Annotated in this window: 19 protein-coding genes and 1 pseudogene; 15 read left to right on the top strand and 5 right to left on the bottom strand. The window is 72.0% G+C overall.

All coding sequences use genetic code 11. From position 1 onward, the window contains the following. The first annotated feature begins 133 nt into the window (after nucleotides 1-133). From ACZ4NT_RS24360 to ACZ4NT_RS24340, 5 genes are read left to right on the top strand one after another with little or no spacing between them, the layout of a single operon-like run. Nucleotides 134-1,765, top strand: coding sequence for an ABC transporter substrate-binding protein (locus ACZ4NT_RS24360; RefSeq protein WP_121405792.1), 1,632 nt, complete (start codon nucleotides 134-136; stop codon nucleotides 1,763-1,765). A gap of 55 nt (nucleotides 1,766-1,820) precedes the next feature. Beyond that, a complete protein-coding gene (locus ACZ4NT_RS24355) occupies nucleotides 1,821-2,744 on the top strand; it encodes an ABC transporter permease (RefSeq protein ID WP_121405793.1) in 924 nt (307 codons plus the stop codon). Continuing rightward, entirely contained in the window at nucleotides 2,737-3,717 is a 981-nt protein-coding gene (locus ACZ4NT_RS24350; protein WP_121405794.1) for an ABC transporter permease, read from the top strand. The genes ACZ4NT_RS24355 and ACZ4NT_RS24350 overlap by 8 nt, the downstream gene beginning before the upstream one ends. Before the next feature lie 5 nt (nucleotides 3,718-3,722). Beyond that, entirely contained in the window at nucleotides 3,723-4,697 is a 975-nt protein-coding gene (locus ACZ4NT_RS24345; RefSeq protein ID WP_121406420.1) for an ABC transporter ATP-binding protein, read from the top strand. Then, a complete protein-coding gene (locus ACZ4NT_RS24340) occupies nucleotides 4,690-5,889 on the top strand; it encodes a dipeptide ABC transporter ATP-binding protein (RefSeq protein WP_121405795.1) in 1,200 nt (399 codons plus the stop codon). Before ACZ4NT_RS24345 ends, ACZ4NT_RS24340 begins: the two co-directional genes overlap by 8 nt. Nucleotides 5,890-6,037: 148 nt before the next feature. On the opposite strand, the gene ACZ4NT_RS24335 is transcribed toward ACZ4NT_RS24340, so the two are convergent. Next, nucleotides 6,038-8,197, bottom strand: coding sequence for a prolyl oligopeptidase family serine peptidase (locus tag ACZ4NT_RS24335; RefSeq protein ID WP_467727568.1), 2,160 nt, complete (start codon nucleotides 8,195-8,197; stop codon nucleotides 6,038-6,040). A gap of 175 nt (nucleotides 8,198-8,372) precedes the next feature. Between ACZ4NT_RS24335 and ACZ4NT_RS24330 the strand changes: the two genes are divergently transcribed. The 8 genes and pseudogenes from ACZ4NT_RS24330 to ACZ4NT_RS24295 all read left to right on the top strand — a co-directional run bounded on the left by ACZ4NT_RS24330 (nucleotide 8,373) and on the right by ACZ4NT_RS24295 (nucleotide 16,081). After that, entirely contained in the window at nucleotides 8,373-8,567 is a 195-nt protein-coding gene (locus ACZ4NT_RS24330) for a hypothetical protein (protein WP_121405797.1), read from the top strand. Nucleotides 8,568-8,750: 183 nt separating this feature from the next. Further along, nucleotides 8,751-9,677 (top strand): N-acetyl-1-D-myo-inositol-2-amino-2-deoxy-alpha-D-glucopyranoside deacetylase, encoded by a 927-nt coding sequence (gene mshB, locus ACZ4NT_RS24325; RefSeq protein ID WP_467727566.1) that lies wholly within the window; start codon nucleotides 8,751-8,753, stop codon nucleotides 9,675-9,677. Next, nucleotides 9,674-10,093: a DUF6113 family protein gene (locus tag ACZ4NT_RS24320; protein WP_121405799.1), complete on the top strand. Its 420-nt coding sequence runs from the start codon at nucleotides 9,674-9,676 to the stop codon at nucleotides 10,091-10,093. Before mshB ends, ACZ4NT_RS24320 begins: the two co-directional genes overlap by 4 nt. A gap of 159 nt (nucleotides 10,094-10,252) precedes the next feature. After that, a complete protein-coding gene (locus ACZ4NT_RS24315; RefSeq protein ID WP_467727564.1) occupies nucleotides 10,253-12,415 on the top strand; it encodes a hypothetical protein in 2,163 nt (720 codons plus the stop codon). 152 nt (nucleotides 12,416-12,567) lie between these two features. After that, nucleotides 12,568-13,540 (top strand): annotated as a pseudogene (locus ACZ4NT_RS24310) (ABC transporter ATP-binding protein). After that, a complete protein-coding gene (locus tag ACZ4NT_RS24305; RefSeq protein WP_121405802.1) occupies nucleotides 13,537-14,277 on the top strand; it encodes an ABC transporter permease in 741 nt (246 codons plus the stop codon). The pseudogene ACZ4NT_RS24310 and the gene ACZ4NT_RS24305 overlap by 4 nt, the downstream one beginning before the upstream one ends. Next, nucleotides 14,274-15,470, top strand: coding sequence for a histidine kinase (locus ACZ4NT_RS24300; protein ID WP_121405803.1), 1,197 nt, complete (start codon nucleotides 14,274-14,276; stop codon nucleotides 15,468-15,470). The genes ACZ4NT_RS24305 and ACZ4NT_RS24300 overlap by 4 nt, the downstream gene beginning before the upstream one ends. Further along, entirely contained in the window at nucleotides 15,467-16,081 is a 615-nt protein-coding gene (locus ACZ4NT_RS24295; protein ID WP_121405804.1) for a response regulator transcription factor, read from the top strand. The genes ACZ4NT_RS24300 and ACZ4NT_RS24295 overlap by 4 nt, the downstream gene beginning before the upstream one ends. A gap of 16 nt (nucleotides 16,082-16,097) precedes the next feature. Here the strand turns inward: ACZ4NT_RS24295 and ACZ4NT_RS24290 are convergent, their stop codons facing one another. Both ACZ4NT_RS24290 and ACZ4NT_RS24285 read right to left on the bottom strand, forming a co-directional pair. Then, nucleotides 16,098-16,949, bottom strand: coding sequence for a transglutaminase-like and tetratricopeptide repeat-containing protein (locus tag ACZ4NT_RS24290; RefSeq protein ID WP_121405805.1), 852 nt, complete (start codon nucleotides 16,947-16,949; stop codon nucleotides 16,098-16,100). A gap of 17 nt (nucleotides 16,950-16,966) precedes the next feature. Next, nucleotides 16,967-18,007 (bottom strand): GNAT family N-acetyltransferase, encoded by a 1,041-nt coding sequence (locus tag ACZ4NT_RS24285; protein WP_121405806.1) that lies wholly within the window; start codon nucleotides 18,005-18,007, stop codon nucleotides 16,967-16,969. A gap of 140 nt (nucleotides 18,008-18,147) precedes the next feature. Here ACZ4NT_RS24285 and fdxA point away from each other — a divergent pair, with 140 nt between their 5' ends. Continuing rightward, nucleotides 18,148-18,468, top strand: a complete 321-nt coding sequence (gene fdxA, locus ACZ4NT_RS24280; protein ID WP_019058397.1) for a ferredoxin — start codon at nucleotides 18,148-18,150, stop codon at nucleotides 18,466-18,468. A 142-nt stretch (nucleotides 18,469-18,610) separates the two neighbouring features. After that, on the top strand, nucleotides 18,611-19,705 hold the full coding sequence (locus ACZ4NT_RS24275; protein WP_121405807.1) for a bifunctional succinyldiaminopimelate transaminase/glutamate-prephenate aminotransferase: 1,095 nt from the start codon (nucleotides 18,611-18,613) through the stop codon (nucleotides 19,703-19,705). Between the two features lie 69 nt (nucleotides 19,706-19,774). On the opposite strand, the gene ACZ4NT_RS24270 is transcribed toward ACZ4NT_RS24275, so the two are convergent. Together ACZ4NT_RS24270 and ACZ4NT_RS24265 are read right to left on the bottom strand one after the other, a co-directional pair. Further along, nucleotides 19,775-20,218, bottom strand: a complete 444-nt coding sequence (locus ACZ4NT_RS24270; RefSeq protein WP_121405808.1) for an ATP-binding protein — start codon at nucleotides 20,216-20,218, stop codon at nucleotides 19,775-19,777. A 342-nt stretch (nucleotides 20,219-20,560) separates the two neighbouring features. Continuing rightward, a complete protein-coding gene (locus ACZ4NT_RS24265; protein WP_467727560.1) occupies nucleotides 20,561-21,535 on the bottom strand; it encodes a VldE C-terminal domain-containing protein in 975 nt (324 codons plus the stop codon). Nucleotides 21,536-21,581 lie beyond the last annotated feature (46 nt).

Genomic DNA, 21,581 nt, shown 5'->3' with positions numbered 1-21,581 from the left:
CTCTCCCGGACGGCGGCGCCCCCGCGAGGGCCGCACGGACGGCGGACACCCGTACAGACGGGGCGAGAGTGCGGTATGGGAGGGAACGGGTGATATTGAGCGCTAATGACCAGCGCATTCCGAGGAGGCATCCATGCGCGGAGCCACGCACGCCAAGTGGGCCGCATGCGCGGCGGCGGTAGCCCTCGCGGCGACCGCCTGCGGGGGTGGGGGGAGTGACAGCGGCGGCGGCGACGGCTCCGGGGTTCTCAGTTCCTCCTGGGGTGATCCGCAGAACCCGCTCGAGCCGGCCAACACCAACGAGGTGCAGGGCGGCAAGGTCCTCGACATGATCTTCCGCGGTCTGAAGCGGTACGACGCCAAGACGGGCGCGGCCGACGACATGCTGGCCGAGAAGATCGAGACCTCGGACTCGCAGAACTTCACGATCACGATCAAGGACGGCTGGAAGTTCAGCAACGGCGAGGCGGTCACCGCCAAGTCCTTCGTCGACGCCTGGAACTACGGCGCCAGCCTCAAGAACAACCAGAAGAACGCCTACTTCTTCGGGTATATCGAGGGCTACGACAAGGTCCACCCCGACTCCGGCGAGCAGAGCGCGGACACGCTGTCCGGCCTCGTCGTCAAGGACGACAAGACCTTCACGGTCAAGCTCAACCAGAAGTTCTCGACCTTCCCCGACACCCTCGGCTACGCGGCCTTCTCGCCGCTGCCCCAGGCGTTCTTCGACGACCACGCGAACTGGCTGAAGAAGCCGATCGGCAACGGCCCGTACGCCGTCGACTCGTACACCAAGGGCTCGCAGATGTCCCTGCGCAAGTGGGACGACTACTCGGGCGACGACAAGGCGGAGAACGGCGGGGTCGACCTCAAGGTCTACACCGACAACAACACGGCCTACACCGACCTGATGGCCGGCAACCTCGACCTCGTCGACGACGTGCCCGCCTCGCAGCTCAAGAACGCCAAGAGCGACCTCGGCGGCCGGTACATCAACACCCCGGCCGGCATCATCCAGACGCTCGCCTTCCCGTTCTACGACAAGAACTGGGACAAGCCGGGGATGGAGAAGGTCCGCACGGGTCTGTCGATGGCGATCAACCGCAAGCAGATCACCGAGACCATCTTCCAGAAGACCCGGACCCCGGCCACGGACTGGACCTCACCGGTGCTCGGGGAGGACGGCGGCTTCCAGGACGGGCTGTGCGGCGACGCCTGCGAGTACAACGCGAGCGAGGCCAAGAAGATGATCGACGAGGGCGGCGGCCTGCCCGGCGGACAGATCAAGATCACGTACAACGCGGACACCGGCTCCCACAAGGAGTGGGTCGACGCCGTCTGCAACAGCATCAACAACTCCCTCGGCAACGACAAGGCCTGCGTCGGCAACCCCGTCGGCACCTTCGCCGACTTCCGCAACCAGATCACGCAGCAGAAGATGTCGGGTCCCTTCCGGGCCGGCTGGCAGATGGACTACCCGCTGATCCAGAACTTCCTCCAGCCGCTGTACTACACCAACGCCTCCTCCAACGACGGCAAGTGGTCCAACAAGGACTTCGACAACCTGGTCAACCAGGCGAACGCCGAGACCGACACCGCCAAGGCGATCAAGCTCTTCCAGCAGGCCGAGGAGGTCGTCCGGGACAACATGGCCGCCATCCCGCTCTGGTACCAGAACGGCAGCGCCGGCTACGCGGAGCGGCTCTCGAACGTCGCGCTCAACCAGTTCAGCGTCCCCGTCTACAACGAGATCAAGGTCAGCTGAGCCGCGCCGGGCGGCCCCGCCGACGAGGCCGCCCCGCCCTACCTCCGGAGCCCCCATGGGACGGTACGTAATCCGGCGTCTGCTGCAGATGATCCCGGTCTTCATCGGCGCCACCCTCCTGATCTTCCTGATGGTGAACGTGATGGGCGACCCCATCGCGGGCCTGTGCGGCGACCGGCAGTGCGACGCCGCCACCGCCGCCCAGCTGGAAAAGGAGTTCGGCCTCGACAAGCCGGTCTGGCAGCAATACCTGACCTACATGGGCAACGTCTTCACCGGCGACTTCGGGACCGCCTTCAACGGCCAGCCGGTCACCGAACTGATGGCATCGGCCTTCCCGGTCACCATCCGGCTCACGATCGTGGCGATCCTCTTCGAGATCGTCATCGGCATCGTGCTGGGCGTCGTCACCGGCCTGCGCCGCGGACGCCCCGTCGACACCGGTGTGCTGCTGCTCACCCTGGTCGTGATCTCGGTGCCCACCTTCGTCACCGGCCTGCTGCTCCAGCTGCTGCTCGGCGTCGAATGGGGCTGGATCAAACCGTCGGTCTCCTCGGAGGCCACCTTCGGCGAGCTGATCGTGCCGGGTCTGGTCCTCGCCTCGGTGTCGCTGGCGTACGTCGTCCGGCTCACCCGGACCTCCATCGCGGAGAACAAGCGGTCCGACTACGTGCGTACGGCCGTCGCCAAGGGACTGCCCCGGCGCCGGGTGATCGTGCGGCACCTGCTGCGGAACTCGCTGATCCCCGTGATCACGTTCATCGGCACGGACATCGGCGCGCTCATGGGCGGCGCGATCGTCACCGAGCGGATCTTCAACATCCACGGCGTCGGCTTCCAGCTCTACCAGGGGATCCTGCGGCAGAACACCCAGACCGTCGTCGGATTCGTGACCGTCCTGGTCCTGGTCTTCCTGGTCGCCAACCTCCTCGTCGACCTCCTCTACGCCGTACTCGACCCGAGGATCCGCTATGCCTGAGCAGCCCTACGAGGCAGACGGCGCCATCGCCGCGACCGGCGCGGGCGGCGCGATGGACCTCGCCACGAGTGAGGGAGCCACCCTGGAGAAGACCCCGGGCGGGCCGGAAGGCACCGGCCCCCAGGAGAAGCCCCGCTCCCTGTGGTCCGACGCCTGGCGGGACCTGCGGCGCAACCCCGTCTTCATCATCTCCGGACTGGTCATCCTCTTCCTGGTGGTCATCTCGATCTGGCCGTCGCTGATCACCTCCCAGAACCCGCTGAACTGCAACCTGTCCAAGGCCCAGGAGGGCTCCCAGCCGGGCCATCCGTTCGGCTTCGACGGCCAGGGCTGCGACGTCTACACCCGGACCGTGTACGGGACCCGGGTCTCGATCTCGGTCGGCGTCTGCGCCACGCTCGGGGTGGCGCTCCTCGGCGCGGTGCTCGGCGGCCTCGCCGGATTCTTCGGCGGCGCCGGGGACGCGGTGCTGTCCCGGATCACGGACATCTTCTTCGCGATCCCCGTCGTGCTCGGCGGCCTGGTGCTGCTGTCCGTGGTGACCAGCAACACCGTCTGGCCGGTCATCGGTTTCATGGTGCTGCTCGGCTGGCCGCAGATCTCCAGGATCGCGCGCGGCTCCGTCATCACCACCAAGCAGAACGACTACGTCCAGGCCGCCCGGGCCCTGGGCGCCTCCAACTCACGGCTGCTGCTGCGGCACATCATGCCCAACGCCGTCGCGCCCGTGATCGTCGTCGCGACCATCGCCCTCGGCACCTACATCGCCCTGGAGGCGACCCTCTCCTACCTCGGTGTCGGACTGAAGCCGCCCACCGTGTCCTGGGGCATCGACATCTCCGCCGCGTCCCAGTACATCCGCCAGGCCCCGCACATGCTGCTGTGGCCGGCCGGAGCCCTCGCGATCACCGTCCTGGCGTTCATCATGCTCGGCGACGCGGTGCGCGACGCCCTCGACCCGAAGCTGAGGTGACCTCCGTGCTGCTCGAAGTGCGCGACCTGCACGTGGAGTTCCGGACCAGGGACGGCGTCGCCAAGGCCGTCAACGGTGTGAACTACAGCGTCGACGAGGGGGAGACGCTCGCCGTGCTCGGCGAGTCCGGCTCCGGCAAGTCCGTGACCGCGCAGGCCGTCATGGGCATCCTCGACATGCCGCCCGGCCGGATCACCGGCGGCGAGATCCTCTTCCGCGGCCAGGACCTGCTGAAGTTCAAGGAGGAGGACCGGCGCAAGGTCCGCGGCGCCCAGATGGCGATGATCTTCCAGGACGCCCTGTCCTCCCTGAACCCGGTTCTGTCCGTGGGCGACCAGCTCGGCGAGATGTTCGTCGTGCACCGCGGGATGTCCCGCAAGGACGCCCGGACGCGGTCCGTCGAACTGATGGAGCGGGTGCGCATCCCGGCCGCCGCCCAGCGCGTCCGCGACTACCCGCACCAGTTCTCCGGCGGTATGCGCCAGCGCATCATGATCGCCATGGCGCTGGCCCTCGAACCCGCCCTGATCATCGCCGACGAACCGACCACCGCCCTCGACGTCACCGTCCAGGCGCAGGTCATGGACCTCCTCGCGGAGCTCCAGCGCGAGCTCAACATGGGGCTCATCCTCATCACCCACGACCTCGGCGTGGTCGCGGACGTCGCCGACAGGATCGCCGTGATGTACGCGGGCCGCATCGTCGAGTCGGCCCCGGTCCACGACATCTACAAGGCGCCCGCGCACCCGTACACCCGGGGCCTGCTGGAATCGATCCCGCGGCTGGACCAGAAGGGCCAGGAGCTCTACGCCATCAAGGGCCTGCCGCCGAACCTGATGCACATTCCGCCGGGCTGCGCCTTCAACCCGCGCTGCCCGATGGCCCAGGACGTGTGCCGGACCGACGTACCGCCGCTCTACGAGGTCTCCGACGAGCGCGGGAGTGCCTGCCACTTCTGGAGGGAGTGCCTGCATGGCTGAGACGACGCTGAAGCCGACGGCCGAGCCGATCCTGGAGGTCAGCGGGCTCGTCAAGCACTATCCGCTCACCCGGGGCATCGTCTTCAGGAAGCACGTCGGGGCGGTCAAGGCGGTCGACGGCGTCGACTTCGCGCTGCGCGCCGGCGAGACGCTCGGCATCGTCGGCGAGTCCGGCTGCGGCAAGTCGACGGTCGCCAAGATGCTGGTCAACCTGGAGAAGCCGACCGAGGGCGTGATCAAGTACCGGGGCGAGGACGTCACCAAGCTGTCCGGGCGTGCCCTGAAGGCCGTGCGCCGCAACATCCAGATGGTGTTCCAGGACCCGTACACCTCGCTCAACCCGCGTATGACGGTGGGCGACATCATCGGCGAGCCCTACGAGATCCACCCCGAGGTCGCGCCCAAGGGCGATCGCCGCAAGCGGGTCCAGGACCTGCTGGACGTGGTCGGGCTCAACCCCGAGTACATCAACCGCTATCCGCACCAGTTCTCCGGCGGTCAGCGCCAGCGCATCGGCATCGCCCGCGGCCTCGCGCTGCGCCCCGAGATCATCGTCGCCGACGAGCCGGTCTCCGCCCTCGACGTGTCCGTGCAGGCCCAGGTCGTCAACCTGCTGGACAAGCTCCAGGACGAGTTCCACCTCAGCTACGTGTTCATCGCGCACGACCTGTCGATCGTGCGGCACATCTCGGACCGGGTCGGGGTGATGTACCTCGGGCGGATCGTGGAGATCGGCAAGGACGCCGAGATCTACGACCATCCGACGCACCCATACACCCAGGCGCTGCTCTCCGCCGTGCCCGTGCCCGACCCGGAGGCCCGGGAGCACCGGGAGCGGATCATCCTCACCGGCGACGTGCCGTCCCCCGCGAACATCCCCTCCGGGTGCCGCTTCCGCACGCGCTGCTGGAAGGCGCAGGAGCGCTGCGCCCTGGAGGTCCCGCTGCTCGCGGTCCCCGCCGAGTTCCGGCTCGTCGAGGGGCCCGCGGCGCACGACTCGGCCTGTCACTTCGCCGAGGAGAAGCGCGTGGTGCCCCCGGAGGAGCACCGGCCGACACCGCCGGGGAATCGCCTCACCTCCCCGGAGGAGCCCCCCGCGCCCCCGAGGGCCGCACCCCCGGAGGATCCGCCCGCTCCACCGCCGACGGGCGAGGAGCCGCCGCTCCCGCCACCGTCCGGCGGGGTTGCATAAGCACACAAATACACACGAACTTCGTTTACACGCAGGCAACTTGGCGGAAGCCGTACCGATATACGGACGCGTCAAGGTGAACAGCGTACGGCCGTGCGGGTGCCGTAGACGGGCCGGGGCGCGCCATGTCGCCCCGGCCCGTCGCATGTCAGCCCAGGCCCAGCGACCGCTTCAGGAAGTCCACCTGGAGCAGCAGCAGGTTCTCCGCGACCTGTTCCTGCGGGGTCATGTGCGTGACGCCCGACAGGGGCACCACCTCGTGCGGGCGGCCGGCGGCGAGCAGCGCCGAGGACAGCCGCAGGGTGTGGGCCACCACCACGTTGTCGTCGGCGAGACCGTGGACGATCATCATCGGCCGGGCGGGCTCGGCGGCGGCCACCAGTCCGCCGTCGTCGATCAGGGAGTTCGCCGCGTACACCTCGGGCCGGGTCCTGGGGTCGCCCAGGTAGCGCTCGGTGTAGTGGGTGTCGTACAGCCGCTGGTCGGTGACCGGGGCGCCCACGATGCCCGCGTGGAAGACGTCGGGGCGCCGCAGCACCGCGAGGCCCGCCAGATACCCGCCGAACGACCAGCCGCGGATGGCGACCCGGCCGAGGTCGAGGGGGAACGACCCGGCGAGGCCCTGGAGGGCGTCGACCTGGTCCTGGAGCACCACCGCGGCCATGTCGTCCTTGATGGCCTTCTCCCAGGCGGGCGAGCGCCCGGGCATGCCCCGTCCGTCCGCGACGACCACGGCGAAACCCTGGTCGGCGAACCACTGCGAGGTCAGGTACGGATTGTGTGCGGCGAACACGCGCTGGCCGTGCGGTCCGCCGTAGGGATCCATGAGCACGGGCAGGGGAGTGTCCCCCGTGTAGTCCCGTGGCATAAGCACGGCGCATGGAATTCGCCGTGCGCCCCCCTGAGTGAGGGTCACGCGCGGGGACAGACCGGGACGTTCGGCGTACGAGGCCACACTGGCCGCCTTGCCCGCGCTGCCCGCCGGGGGTGCGCCCGTCCTGCTCCGCCTGCCCTCGCGCAGCACCTGCACCTGGCTGCCCGGCCGGTCCGGTACCGCCGACACGAGCACGGTCACCCCGCCGGCCCGCACCGCCGAGTGCACACCGGGTTCCTGCGAAAGCCGCTCCACGCCCAGCTCGTTCACCCGGTAGACGTGGATCTCGCCGATCTCCGGGTCGGCCGCCCTCTCGCCCGCCGACGCCGAGACCAGCACATCGTCCGCCGACACGTCCAGCACCGCACGGACGTGCAACTGCGGTCCGGTCAGCGGCCGTTCACCGAACGCCAGCACCCGTGCGCCACCCTCGTCGGCGATCCGCACCAACTGCCCGCCGGGGCTCCAGCACGGCACGCCGGGGAAAAGATCCAGCCATTGTGGATCTTCGTCCGCGTGCACCATCCGGGTCGCCCCGGTGTCCGGGTTCACGGCCAGGAACAGCTGGCTGCGCTGGTCCCGCGCCTGGACCAGCACGAGCGGCGCACCCGCCGCTGACCAGTGCACATGCGCCAGATACGGGTAGCGCGCCCGGTCCCACTCCACCTCCGTGCGCGAGCCGTCGAGACCGGCCACGAAGAGCCGCACCTCGGCGTTGTCGGTGCCCGCGGACGGGTACGCGACCTGCTGCGGATCCCGCTCGGGGTGCGCGGGATCGGCGATCCACCAGCGCTTCACGGGCGCGTCGTCCACTCGCGCGACCAGCAGCCGGTCCGACTCCGGGGACCACCAGAAACCGCGCGAACGCCCCATCTCCTCGGCCGCGATGAACTCGGCCAATCCATAGGAAACCGTCGCCGACTCCGGCTCCGCCAGCGCCCGGTCGTCCGCACCCTCGGCGTCGACCACGCGCAGCGCGCCGCCCGCCACGTAGGCGATCCGTCGCCCGTCCGGCGCCGGGCGCGGGTCGATCACCGGCCCCGGGACCCGGAGTTCACTGGCCGTGCCGGCTCGCAGCTCGGCCGTGAAAAGCCGCCCTGACAAGGAGAAAGCCGCCAACTCCACGGCGGCGTCGGTGGCGTAGCCGACGATCCCGGCACCGCCCTCGCGGCTGCGCTCGCGGCGCGCCCGCTCCAGCGCGGACAGCCGCTCCGTGCCGCCGCCGAGCAGGGTCGACGGGTCGGCGACGACGCGCTCCCCGCCCTCGGAGACATCGAGGACCCAGAGCAGATTCGCCCGGTCCGTGCCGGAGCGGGAACGCAGGAACACGACGCGTGAACCGTCGGGGGACACGGTGAAAGCGCGGGGGGCGCCGAGGGTGAACCGCTGGGTACGCGCCTGCAGGCGCGGGAAGGAAAGGGACTCCGTCGTCATGCCCTGACCATATTGGCCATGCGCCCCCTTGTGCGGCCGTGCGCCGATCGATGCGCGCGTACGGATAGTTATGATCACTAGCGCTGCGTGGGTATGAACCTGCTGGCTGCTGTATGGGTTTACCGACCCCCCGTTCGACCCCCCTAGTCCCTGGGATCTTTGGAGGTGAGCCGCCGTGGCACTCTCGATTTCGGCGGTGGTGCTGCTGGCGATCATCGTCTTCATCCTGGTCAAGAAGTCAGGACTGAAGGCCCCTCACGCCATCGTGTGCGTCCTGCTCGGCTTCTACCTCGCCTCCTCGACGGTCGCACCGACGATCAACGAGCTGACGACGAACATCGCGGGCATGATCGGCAGCATCAAGTTCTGATCCGCGGCCGATCCGCGCGGCCTGGGCCCGGAGCGACCCCTCCGCGGCCCATCGCCGTTCCCGGCTCCGGCCGGCCCCGGACGCGTACCCCGCGAAGCGCGCCGCCGACAGCCCGGACACCGCCGGACGAGGCAGCCCGCCCACCGGAAGCCGTAGGGGGAGCCGCCTCGTAGGGTGGGACCCATGACGGAACTGCCCGACCGGCGTCTGCTCCTGGTGCACGCGCACCCGGACGACGAGTCGATCAACAACGGCGCGACCATGGCCCGGTACGCGGCCGAGGGCGCCCAGGTGACGCTGGTGACCTGCACCCTCGGCGAACGGGGCGAGGTCATCCCGCCCGAGCTCGCGCACCTCACGGACGGCGCCCTCGGCGAACACCGTCTGACCGAGCTGCGTACGGCGATGCGGGCGCTCGGCGTCGAGGACTTCCGCCGGCTCGGCGGCACCGGCCGCTACCGGGACTCCGGGATGATGGGCGGCCCCGAGAACGAGGATCCGGGCTGCTTCTGGCAGGCGGACGTGGACGACGCCGCCGCCCATCTCGTCGCGGTGGTCCGCGAGGTGCGCCCGCAGGTGCTCGTCACCTACGACCCCGACGGGGGCTACGGGCACCCGGACCACATCCAGACCCACCGGGTGGCCATGCGCGCCGCCGACCTGGCCGCGGACGCGGGCTTCCGTCCCGATCTGGGCGAGCCCTGGGCCATCGCCAAGGTCTACTGGAACCGCGTGCCGCGCTCGGTCGCCGAGGAGGCGTTCGCCCGTCTGCGCGCCGCCCTGCCCGAGCTGCCCTACACCCGGTCCGCCGAGATCGGCGACGTGCCGGGTGTCGTCGACGACGCGGTCGTCACCACCGTCGTCGACGGCTCCGCCTACGCCGCCGCCAAGGCCGACGCGACGCGGGCGCACGCCACGCAGATCGAGGTGACGGAGCCCTGGTTCGTCCTCTCCAACGAACTCGCCCAGCCCCTTTTCACCACCGAGTACTACGAGTTGGTGCGCGGGGGGCGTGGCGGGGCGCGTGAGACGGACCTGTTCGCGGGCGTCGCGGACGCCGGCGCGGGCGAGGGCGTGCGGACCGGGCGGCGAGAGGCGGAGACCCGATGACCTCCACGGGACGGCAGGGCAGCGCCCTGGCCCAGCCGTTGCAGCGGCCCTCCGCCGGACGGATTGCCGCCGGCCTGGGGCTGTTCGTGCTGGGCGCCCTCGTCGGGGCGGCCGGGGCGCTCGTGCAATCCGGCTGGTTCCCGGGCGGGTTGCTGCTCGCCCTGGCGGGTGCGGCCGGGCTCTTCCTCGGCGGCGCACGGGCACTCGGCACCAGGGCCGGAGCCGTCGCGCCGGCCGTCGGCTGGACGCTCGCCGTCGTCCTGCTCACCGCCAGCCGTCCCGAGGGCGACTTCCTCTTCGGCGCGGGGCTCGGTTCCTACCTCTTCCTGCTCGGCGGGATGGCGGTCGCTGTGATGTGCGCCACCCTCGGGCTCGGGCGCCAACCGGGCGCCCCGGACGTCCGACTTGGGAAATGACGTACCACTTCGCCGTATCGGACAGGTGCGGGTCCCGTGGGGGTTTCTCCGGCGGGCGCGGTCCGCGCGTGGAGACGGACAGTATGGTGGTGCGCGCCGCCGAGCTGCCCGAGATGAGGTCGAGTAAACGGGCGGCGGAGCCAACCGGGAGAACCTGCCTTGAGTCGTGAAACTGACAGTTCGTCCTCCGGGCCCAACGGGCGCGGCGGAGCCGCGTACCCGTCGGGGACGCCGCCGTACGGGACCCCCACGGCTTCCGAAGACGGTACCGACGCGGGCCGTTCGGCCACGCAGCCGGAGGAACGCAAGACCGAGACCACGCTGACGACCCGGATCCGGATCAACATCCCCGGATCGCGGCCCATCCCGCCGGTCGTCGTCCGTACGCCGATGGCCGACACCGACGTGTCCGCCGAGAGCGCCGAGAGCGCGGCCGCCGACCCCGAGACGACCGGTTCCATGCGTCTGCCGGCGGTCGCCTCCGGCCCGCCCGCGCCCGCCGGGGACGGCCCCGGCGAGCCCTCCGCTCCGGCCGAGGAGAAGACCAGCGACTGGTTCGCACCGCGCAAGTCGGCGGCGCCCAAGGGCGGACCGGGCGGCGGCTCGACCAACGGGGCGGGGCTGCCCACGGGTTCGGCGCCCGCCGGACCCGGCACCCCGTCCGGCTCCGGGCCGTCCTCCGGCGCGGCGCCCGGCATGTCCCCCAGGCCGCAGGGTGCCGGCGGACCGGGCGGCGCGCGACCCGGCGGCCCGGCTGCCGGCGGCGGTCCCCGGGGCGGCCAGGGCGGTGCCCGCCCCGGCGGTACGAACGGTGCGGGCCTGCCGGGTGCCACCGGCGCCGGTCCCGTTGCTCCCGGCCACGGCGGCGGCACCGGTTCCTTCGACGTCTCCGGTGCCCTCGCCGGGCCTCCGTCCGGCGGTGAGCCGCGCCGCGACGACCTGCCGTACTTCTCCGACGACGACCGGCGCGGCCCCGCCGGGCCGACCGGCGGTCCGGTGACCGGCGACGGCCCGCTGGTGCCGCCCGCCGGCCCCGGCGCGGGCCCGCGTGGCCCGGGCGGCCCCGCCGGTCCCGGCGCCCCCGGCGCGGGGCCCGGCGGACCGGGCATGGGCCCCGGCGGCGGTCTCAGCGACGACACCGCGATCCTCACCCCGCAGCGGCCCGCCCCCGAACCGGGCGGCCAGGGCTACGGCGCCAACGACAACGTCTCCGGGCACACCGTGACGAGCGGCATCCCGGTCGTCCCCGCCGCACAGGCCTCGCCGTTCGGAGCGGGACCGGGCGGGCACCCCGACGGGCCGCTGCCGCATACGCCCCCGAAGCTGCCCGACCCCGCCCCGAAGCCGGCCGCCTCCGCCAGGCCCGCCAAGAAGAAGGGGCGCAACAAGCTGGTGCTGCTGGGCGTCGGCGTGCTGTTCCTGGGCGGTGTGGCGTACGGCGCCGGGCTGCTCATGAACCACTCGGACGTGCCCAAGGGCACCACCGTGCTCGGCGTCGACATCGGCGGCGGCACCCGCGACGAGGCGGTCAGGAAGCTCGACGACGCCTTCGGGGACAACACCAGGAAGCCGCTGCAGCTGTCGGTCGACGGCGACACGGTGTCCCTCAAGCCGGACCAGGCGGGCCTCCAGCTCGACAGCAAGGCCACGGTCAGCGCCGCGGCGGGCAGCGACTACAACCCGGTGTCCGTGATCGGCTCCCTGTTCGGGCAGCAGCGGGTCGTGGAGCCCGTGATGCCGGTGGACGAGGAGAAGCTCCGGGCCGCGCTGGAGCGCGCCGCGGGCGGTTCCGGCTCGGGCGGTGACGGCACGATCAAGTTCCAGCCCGGCAAGGCCGTCGCCGTGTACGGCAAGGCGGGCAAGGGCATCGACGTCGCCTCGTCGACGCAGGCCGTCGAGAAGGCCTACCGCAGCCAGGTGGAGTCCGGCACGACCACCCCCGTGAAGGTGCCGACCACCACCCGGCAGCCGACGGTCCCGGACGCCGAGGTCGACCGGATGATGAAGAAGTTCGCCGAGCCGGCCATGTCCGGGATCGTCACGGTGCGCACGGACGCGACCCACACGGTCTCGTTCAGCCCGCAGAACTCCCTCTGGAAGTTCCTCCGGGTGAAGGCGCAGGACGGCAAGCTGGTCGACTACTACGACAGGGCGGCCCTGACCAAGCTCTACGGCAACACCTTCGACGGCGTTCTCGTCACCCGCGGCACCGGCAAGAAGACCGCGGTCACCGTGGAGGACGTGATCAGCGCGCTGCGTCCGGCGCTGATGTCCAAGAACGCCGCGGACCGGGTCGCCGTGATCGACACCGACCCGAGCTAGTCACGCGGGTCACGGCACCGGCCGACGGCCGGTGACAGGGGTGTCCGGCCGTCGGCCGGGCGCCCCTGCGCGTTCTCCGGGCCGGCCATGACATGTGTCATCCCCGACCGAGGACAGCTCGCACTGCCGGGACGGCACCGCGCGCCGCCACGATGGATCGCATGACAACGACTGCGACGGCCACCTCCCCGGTGGTCGTGTTCGACCGGGTGCGCAAGACCTACGGGGGAGTGCGGGCCGTGGACGGCCTGTCGCTCGCGCTGCACCCCGGCGAGACGGTGGCCCTGCTGGGCCCGAACGGCGCCGGCAAGTCGACGACCCTCGACCTGCTGCTCGGCCTCAGGAACGCCGACGGCGGCACGGTCCGGCTGTTCGGCACCGGCCCCCGCGAGGCCGTCGTCCGCGGCCGGGTGGGCGCCATGCTGCAGAGCGGCGGGCTGATGGACGAGGTGACGGTCGGTGAACTGGTGAAGCTCGCCTGCGCGCTGCACCCGAAGCCGTACCGCGTCACCGACGTAACTGGCCCGCGCGGGCGTCGCGCAGATCGCGGACCGCCGGGTCGACAAGCTCTCCGGCGGCCAGCAGCAGCGCGTACGGTTCGCGCTCGCCACCGCCGGGGCCGCCGACCTGATCGTGCTGGACGAACCGACGACCGGCATGGACGTCTCCGCCCGGCAGGCCTTCTGGGCCACCATGCGCGAGCAGGCCGACCAGGGCCGTACCGTCCTCTTCGCCACCCACTACCTGGAGGAGGCCGACGCGATCGCGGACCGGGTGCTCGTGCTCCACCGCGGCCGTCTGCTGGCCGACGGCACCGCCGCCGAGATCAAGGCGAGGGCGGGCGCCCGCCGGATCTCCTTCGACCTTCAGGGGCCGATCGACGAAACCCCGCTGCGGGGGCTGCCGTTCCTCACGTCCCTCGACATCTCGGGGCACACCGTGCGCATCCAGTCGGCCGACGCCGACGCGACCGTCCACGCACTGTACGGACTCGGCGTGTACCCGCGCGGTCTCGAAGTGGCCGGACTCGGCCTGGAGCAGGCCTTCGTGGCCATCACCGCGGCCGAAGAGGCCGCCACCGACGAGCGGACGGCCGACGCGGTCGAGGGAGCGATGCCGAAGTGAACGGCCTCATCCGTCTGGAGATCGTCCGCGCCCTGCGCAACCGCAAGTTCCTCTTCTTCTCGGTGGTCTACCCCTCGGCGCTCTTCCTGATCATCGCCGGCGGCCAGGACGGCAGCACCGTCGTCGACGGCACCGGGCTCACCCTGCCGACCTTCTTCATGGTCTCCATGGCCTCCTTCGGCGCCCTGACGGCCGTCCTCATGGGCAACAGCGAGCGCATAGCCAAGGAGCGGGAGAGCGGCTGGGTACGGCAGTTGCGGCTGACCGCACTGCCGGGCCGCGGCTACGTGCTGGCCAAGACGGCCGGCACGGGCGTGATCAGCCTGCCGTCGATCGTGATCGTCTTCGTGGTCGCGGCCACCGTCAAGGACGTACGGCTGGACGCCTGGCAGTGGCTCGCGCTCACCGGCACCATCTGGGCCGGCAGCCTCGTCTTCGCGGCGCTCGGCGTCGCCCTCGGCTACCTGGCGAGCGGCGACGCGGTCCGTCCCCTGACGATGCTCGTCTACTTCGGCCTTTCGATGCTCGGCGGCCTGTGGATGCCGGCCACGACCTTCCCCGACTGGTTGCAGAACATCGCCGAGTGGCTGCCCACGCACGCGTACGCTGCCCTCGGTCAGGCCATCGAACGGGGCGACGCCCCGCACACCGCGGACCTCGCCGTACTCGCCGCCTACTTCGTCCTGTTCGCGGGCGGCGCGGCGTGGCTGTACCGGAAGGACACCCTGAAGGCGTGAGCGGCGTCGGCATCGGGCAACGCCCGGACAACCGCAGGCAGAAGCTGGTCAAGTCCGTGTGGACCGGCATCTGGCTGGTCTACCTGAGCGCGCCCGTCACCGACCTGCTGCACGGCGGGCACAGCACCGGTGTCACCGTGCTCGGCTGGCTGGGCCTGGTGGTCTTCGTGGCCTGGTACTGGGCGCTGGTCTTCCGCACCGGACGCGGTGAGGGCGAACGCCTGGTCCTCGGCTCCCTGGCGGTGCTGGCGGCGGAGTCCTCCGTCCTCGCCCTCACCCTGGGCCGGGAGTGGCTGGTGCTGTTCGTGTACGTGTCGATCGCGTCCGGCGCCGCCCTCCCGCTGCGGACGGCACGTCTGACCATTCCCGCCGTGTCCGCGCTGATGGCGGGGCTCGCCCTGGTCGTCCCCGACGGCACGGCCTATCTGGCGGGCCTGCTCATCCCGGCGTTCCTCGGCGGGTTCGCCATGACGGGGGTGCGGGAACTGCTCCGGACGACCATCGCGCTCCGCGAGGCCCGCGCCACCGTCGCCCAGCTCGCCGCCAACGAGGAGCGGCTGCGGCTCGCCCGCGACCTGCACGACCTGCTGGGTCACTCGCTCTCCCTGATCACGCTGAAGAGCGAGCTGGCGGGCCGGATGCTGCCCGGCCAGCCGGAGAAGGCGGCCCAGCAGGTCGCCGACATCGAGAGCGTCAGCCGCCAGGCACTCGTGGACGTGCGGGAGGCGGTCACCGGCTACCGGCGGCCGAGGCTGTCGGGTGAACTGGCGGGAGCGCGGGTGGCGCTGACCGCCGCCGGCGTCACCGCCGAACTGCCTGCCGAGCCCGTCCTCGGCGAGGTCGCCGAGGAGAGCGAGTCGGCGCTCGCCTGGACACTGCGCGAGGCGGTCACCAACGTCGTACGGCACAGCGGGGCGCGGCGCTGCTCGGTGGAGCTGCTCCGCCGCGAGACCCTGGACGGCCCGGTGCTCGAACTCTCCGTCGAGGACGACGGATCCGGCGGCTCGGGCAAGGGCCCGGGGAACGGGCTCTCCGGCCTCGCGGAGCGGCTGGAGAAGGCGGGCGGAACGCTGGAGGCCGGCCGGTCGCGGCGCGGGTTCCGGCTGGTCGCCCGGGTGCCGGCGGGGGCCGTGGCGGGGCCGGGCGGCGACCCCTCGGAGGTGCCGGACGACGCCGTAGGATCCGGGGCATGAGCCGTACGATCAAGGTCCTGCTCGCCGAGGACCAGTCGATGGTCCGCGAGGCACTGGCCGCCCTTCTGGGCCTCGAACCCGACATCGAGGTCGTCGCCCAGGTGGCGCGCGGTGACGAGGTGGTGGCCGGGGTCCGCGCGCACGACGTGGACGTGGCGCTCCTCGACATAGAGATGCCGGGCATGACCGGCATCGAGGCCGCGGCCCGGCTGCACCGGGAGTTCCCGGCTCTGAAGCTGGTCGTCCTCACCACGTTCGGGCGGCCCGGCTATCTGCGCAGCGCCATGGAGGCCGGCGCCGACGCGTTCCTGGTGAAGGACGCCCCGGCCGCCGAACTCGCCCAGGCGGTACGCAAGGTGCTCGCCGGGGAACGCGTCATCGATCCCACGCTCGCCGCCGCCGCGCTCGCCGAGGGAGCGAATCCGCTGACCGTCCGCGAGCGCGAGGTGCTGCGTGCGGCGGCCGACGGCTCCACCAACGCCGAACTCGCCGCGGCCCTGCACCTGTCCCAGGGGACGGTCCGCAACTACCTGTCCACCGCGATTCAGAAGCTGGCGGTCCGCAATCGTGCGGAGGCGGTCCGGACGGCGCGGGAGAAGGGCTGGCTGTAGCCACGGAGCCCGGTCGTCAGTTGAGCATCGCCCGCGCTGCCCGGGCCTGTTGGCGCACCCGGTCGGCGGCCGGTTCGTCGACCGCCGCGACCACGTCGGCGTACGCGTCCAGTTCCGTGGCCCCGGTCAGGAAGTCGCCGCGCTGCACCAGCAGTTGGGCCCGGTCGTAGCGCAGCCTCGCGGGGTGCGAGGGCAGCAGCAGGGACAGCTCCACGGCCCACAGGGCGACGTCGGACCGCTCGGGACGGGTGGCGGCCCAGGCGCGGATGTTGTTGAGGATGCGCAGGACGACGTCGAGCGGGTCGGCGGGTTCGAGCATCGACGGGTCGAGCGGCGCTCCGGTGGCCCCGGCGACGAGCAGCTCGGCGTCCGGACCGGTCAGCACCCGGCCGCCGTCGAAGGGGTCGGCCAGCACCTGCTCCCCGGGCGGCCCGAAGCCCACCACGAAGTGCCCGGGCAGCGCGACCCCGTACACCGGTGCCCCTGCCCGCCGCGCGACCTCCATCCACACCACGGACAGCAGGATGGGCAGCCCGCGCCGGCGCCGCAGCACCTCGTGCAGCAGGGACGACTCCAGCCGCTGGTAGTCGCCGGGCGTGCCGTGGAACCGGCAGCGGGTGCCGAGGAGCTCGGCGAGCGCGGCGGCCCAGGCCCCCGGGCCGCCCGGCCGGAACGGGAGCCGCCCAGCCAGCCGGTCCAGCTCCATCTGCGCCGCGTCCATGCCCGCCTCGTCCAGGGCCCCGTCCGCGGCGGCGCCCACCAGCAGACACAGCAGCGCGAGATCGGGACGTTCCGAGCGCGCCTCGTCGGCGAACCTCCGTCGTACCTCGGCGGCTCGTTCCGGCTCCGGGGGGTGCGGGGGACGCATGGCAGCCTCGTGTCCTCTCACGCCGTCGGGGGACGGCCGTCACCGGGGGCCCGCGGCTCGTCGGCCGCCCGCGGGGCGCGGTAGTGGTGGTAGGCGTGATGTGCCCCGAAGCCCATTCCCGCGTACAGCGTCCGTGCTGCCGCGTTCTCCGCCTCCACCTGGAGCCAGGCCGCCGAGGCGCCCTCCTCCAGCGCGCGCCGGGCCAGCGCGGCCATCACGGCCGTCCCCAGCCCCCGCCGCCGGTGGGCGGGGTCGACCTCGACGGCCGCGAAACCGGCCCACCGTCCGTCCACCACGCACCGCCCGATCGCGGCCGGCGCCTCGCCGGGCGCACCGGGCACCGACGCGAACCACACGGAAGGGCCGCTGCCCAGCACCGACAGCGCCACCTCGCTCAGGCCCTTGCGCCGGTACCGGCTCAGCCACGCCTCGTCCGCATCCCGGGACAGCACCACCTCGGGAGCCTCGCGGTCCCCGACCGGGGCGAGCGAGCCGGTCCACAGCTCGGCCGTCACCTCACGGCGCCAGCCCCGCGCCTCCAGTTCCGCGCACAGCAGCTCCTGGGTGCCCTCGGCCCCCGTGGCCGTCTGGACGTACGCGGGCAGCCCCCGAACGGCGTACCAGTCGCGTACCGCCGCGAGGGCCTCGTCCAGCGGCCGGCCCGGATCGCCGAGCGGCAGCACCGAGTTGGCCCGCCGGGTGAACCCGGAGGCCGCCCGCAGCTCCCACTCGCCGAGCCCCTCGCGCTCGACCGGCTGCCAGGCCCGGGCGGCGATGCGCGCCAGCTCCGCGTAGGAGGCCGCGGGGCCCCGGCGCCGCGCCGGGGCGGACGGCACGACCTTGCCCGCGACCAGCGCCGATTCCGGAATGCGGACGCTCTCGCCGGTGCGTCGTGTGATCAGCAGCACACCGTCGTCCCATGATGTGAGAACGCCGACCGTGTCGGTGAACTTCTCTTCCGTGTCTCCGTCCTCGTTCAAGCGGCGTACGGAGACGCGTTTGCCCACGTCAGCAGTGGTGATGCGGACCTCAAGGCGGCCGGCCGCGGAGATTTCCACAGGTCAGTTCACCCCTCCTGTTCGGATCATGCCCAGGAACGGAGATACTAGGGGCGGGCATCGACGACGCCGCGCTCCCGCGCGCCAGGCGGCGGAGCCTGAGGAGGCCCGCCAGCGCCCTATCGAGGAGGAACGACAGCGTGACCTACGTCATCGCGCAGCCTTGTGTCGACGTCAAGGACAAGGCGTGCATCGAGGAGTGCCCGGTCGACTGCATCTACGAGGGCTCCCGGTCCTTGTACATCCACCCGGACGAATGCGTCGACTGCGGAGCCTGTGAGCCGGTGTGCCCGGTCGAGGCGATCTTCTACGAAGACGACACTCCGGAAGAGTGGAAGGACTACTACAAGGCGAACGTCGAGTTCTTCGACGAGCTCGGCTCGCCCGGTGGTGCCAGCAAGCTGGGACTGATCGAGCGCGACCACCCCTTCGTCGCAGCGCTTCCGCCGCAGAACCAGTAAGCGGCCCGGATCCGCGCCGCCCCGGTCCCGTACGGCCTCGCTGCCGTACGGGACCGAGGTGTTTGGCGTGCGAAACGGCCGTACCCGCGTGAGTGCGACCCGCAGGCACGGGTCGCACGGACGAGAAAGTGAGCCCGCCCCCGTGTCCGCAGTCTCCGACCGGCTCCCCACGTTTCCCTGGGACAAGCTGGAGCCCTTCAAGGCGACGGCCGCCGCTCATCCGGGCGGCATCGTCGACCTGTCCGTCGGCACGCCGGTCGACCCGGTGCCCGAGCTGATCCAGAAGGCTCTGGTCGCCGCGGCCGACTCGCCGGGCTATCCCACGGTGTGGGGGACCCCCGAGCTGCGGGACGCGATCACGGGCTGGGTGGAGCGGCGCCTCGGCGCACGGGAGGTCACGCACCACCACGTGCTGCCGATCGTCGGCTCCAAGGAGCTGGTGGCCTGGCTGCCGACCCAGCTGGGCCTCGGCCCCGGGGACAAGGTCGCCCACCCGCGCCTCGCGTACCCGACGTACGAGGTCGGCGCCCGCCTGGCCCGCGCGGACCACGTCGCCTACGACGACCCGACCGAGCTCGACCCCACGGACCTCAAGCTCCTCTGGCTCAACTCGCCGTCGAACCCCACCGGCCGCGTCCTGGCCAAGGACGAGCTCGTCCGCATCGTCGCCTGGGCCCGCGAGCACGGCATCCTGGTGGTCTCCGACGAGTGCTACCTGGAACTGGGCTGGGAGGCCGACCCCGTCTCGGTGCTGCACCCGGACGTGTGCGGCGGCTCGTACGAGGGGATCGTGTCGGTCCACTCGCTCTCCAAGCGGTCGAACCTGGCGGGCTACCGGGCGGCGTTCCTCGCCGGTGACCCCGCGGTCCTCGGTCCGCTGCTGCAGATCCGCAAGCACGGCGGCATGATGACGTCCGCGCCGACCCAGGCCGCGGTGGTGGCGGCCCTCGGCGACGACACCCACGTCCGCGAACAGCGCGAGCGGTACGCCGCCCGGCGCACGGCCCTGCGCGCGGCGCTCCTCGGACACGGCTTCCGCATCGAGCACAGCGAGGCGAGCCTGTACCTGTGGGCCACGCGGGACGAGTCCTGCTGGGACACCGTCTCCCACCTGGCCGCTCTCGGCATCCTGGTGGCGCCCGGCGACTTCTACGGACCCGCGGGCGAGAGGTTCGTCCGGGTGGCCCTGACGGCGTCCGACGAGCGGATCGCCGCGGCGGTGGCCCGCCTGGCCTGAGAGCCGGGCGCGGAGACGGCGAAGGGGCCCGGGGAGTTCCCCGGGCCCCTTCGCCGTGCGGTCCCGGTGTCAGCCGAGCGGCAGACCCTGGGTCGGCAGGCCCTGGGAGGGGAGGCCGCCCTTGGTGAGGGAGTCCGTCGGCAGCCCGCCGCCCGTCGCCTGGGCGGTGTCGCCGAGCAGCCCGCCGGCCGAGCCGGCCGCTTCCCCGGCCGTCTTCTGGGCGGCGGGGGCCGCCGTCTTGGCGACCTTGCCTCCGGTCTTGCCGGCGGCGGGCAGGGCCTTCTTGACGGCCTTGCTGCCGGCCTCGCCCGCCAGGCCCGTGGTCTTCTGGGCCGCGCTGTCCACGGTGTTACCGGCCTGCGCGCCGTCCAGGGCGGTCAGCCCACCGAGGTTCGGGGTGGCCGGCAGTTCGGCCGCCGCGCTGGCGGAGCCGGCCGCACCGACCACGGGCGCCGCCCCCGCTGCGATGAGCAGCGCGACGCGGGCGATCCGGCGGGTCAGGGGGAGGGACATGATGCTCCTTAGACGGGAGAAAACGTTGGTCTGTCCGACTTCGCCCGGTGGCTGACCGACTGGCTGTCGACCGAACGGCTGTGATCGTTCCGGGCTCCGGACGCAGTGACTACCGCTCGAAGTCCGCGAAGGTTGCGGTGGCCCAACGTAAAGAATTGGCAATGCGTCGCATTATCGGCTGCGGATAAAAACGGGCAAAGGCCACCCGGTCGGAAAGTGTGCCGAATCCTTACGGCCCTTTTCCCTCAAGGGATTTCGCGGATTCGGGGGTGACCGTGCGAAAACTCGCGCAGACCCCGCATCCGGGGCGGCCGGAGTACCCCCAACGGGTGAGGGCCCGCACTACTGACCAGTGATGATCCGGACCTCGGTGGTGGACCTCGCGGCCTTCTCGGCCCCCGCACTCCCGCTCGCGGTCCACTCGCTCTCGGAACGCCCCGCCGACCACTCGCGCCCCGCATAGGAGACGTGCGCGATGTGCAGCGCGGACGAATTGGCCACGGCCCAGTGGGCCAGCTCCCAGCCGCGCTGCCGGCGGCTGCCCTCCGCGCTCGTGCCCTCCGGCACCGGCACCGTCACGCCGTCGCCCGCGCCCGCTGCGCCGGACGAGGGCGACGGGGACCCCGCGCCCCGGCCGGCACCGACCTCGGCTCCCGCCACCTGGAGGACCTCGCGCCCGAAGTCCCGCACGAGCGCGGCACGCACCGCCTCCGGGCCCCCGGTCCGGGTGGCGCCGGGGCGGCCCTCGCAGGTCAGCGTGGCCGCCGCACGGCCGGTCAGCGCCGCGGCGAGCAGCGTGGCGTCCGGCTCGTGCTTCGCGTACGCCTGGGGATAGCCGCTGCGCTGCACCCGCTGGGCGGCGACCGTGAGCGGCAGCCGCGAATAGCCCGGCACCTTGGCCAGGTGCGTGTAGAACTCGCCCGCCGCGTACGCCGGGTCCATGATCTGCTTCCGGGTGCCCCAGCCCTGCGAGGGCCGCTGCTGGAACAGGCCGAGGGAGTCCCGGTCGCCGTGGCGGATGTTGCGCAGCCCCGACTCCTGGAGCGCGGTCGCGAGCGCGATCGTGACGGCACGCTCGGGCATGCCGCGCGTGGTGCCGACCGCGGTGATCGTCGCCGCGTTCACCGCCTGCTCCGGGGTGAACTCGTACGAGGCGCCGTCGCCCTTGCCCGAGACCACCTTGCAGCGGGGCGCGCCGGTGCCGCCGGTGACGTACTGCACGGCGAGGTAGCCCGCGAGCGCGAGCAGCACCGCGACGGCCGCCCCGAAACGGAGGAGGCGGCCGCGCCGGGAGGAGGTGGGGGACGGCTCTGGCACGTCGTACAAGGTACTGGAGGCCCCTGTGACAGGGGTGCGGGGCTGT

It is taken from the genome of Streptomyces sp. NPDC026417 (genome assembly GCF_055567695.1).
The sequence above is the reverse complement of the archived record's forward strand: the minus strand, read 5'-3'. Positions and strand labels throughout refer to the sequence as shown.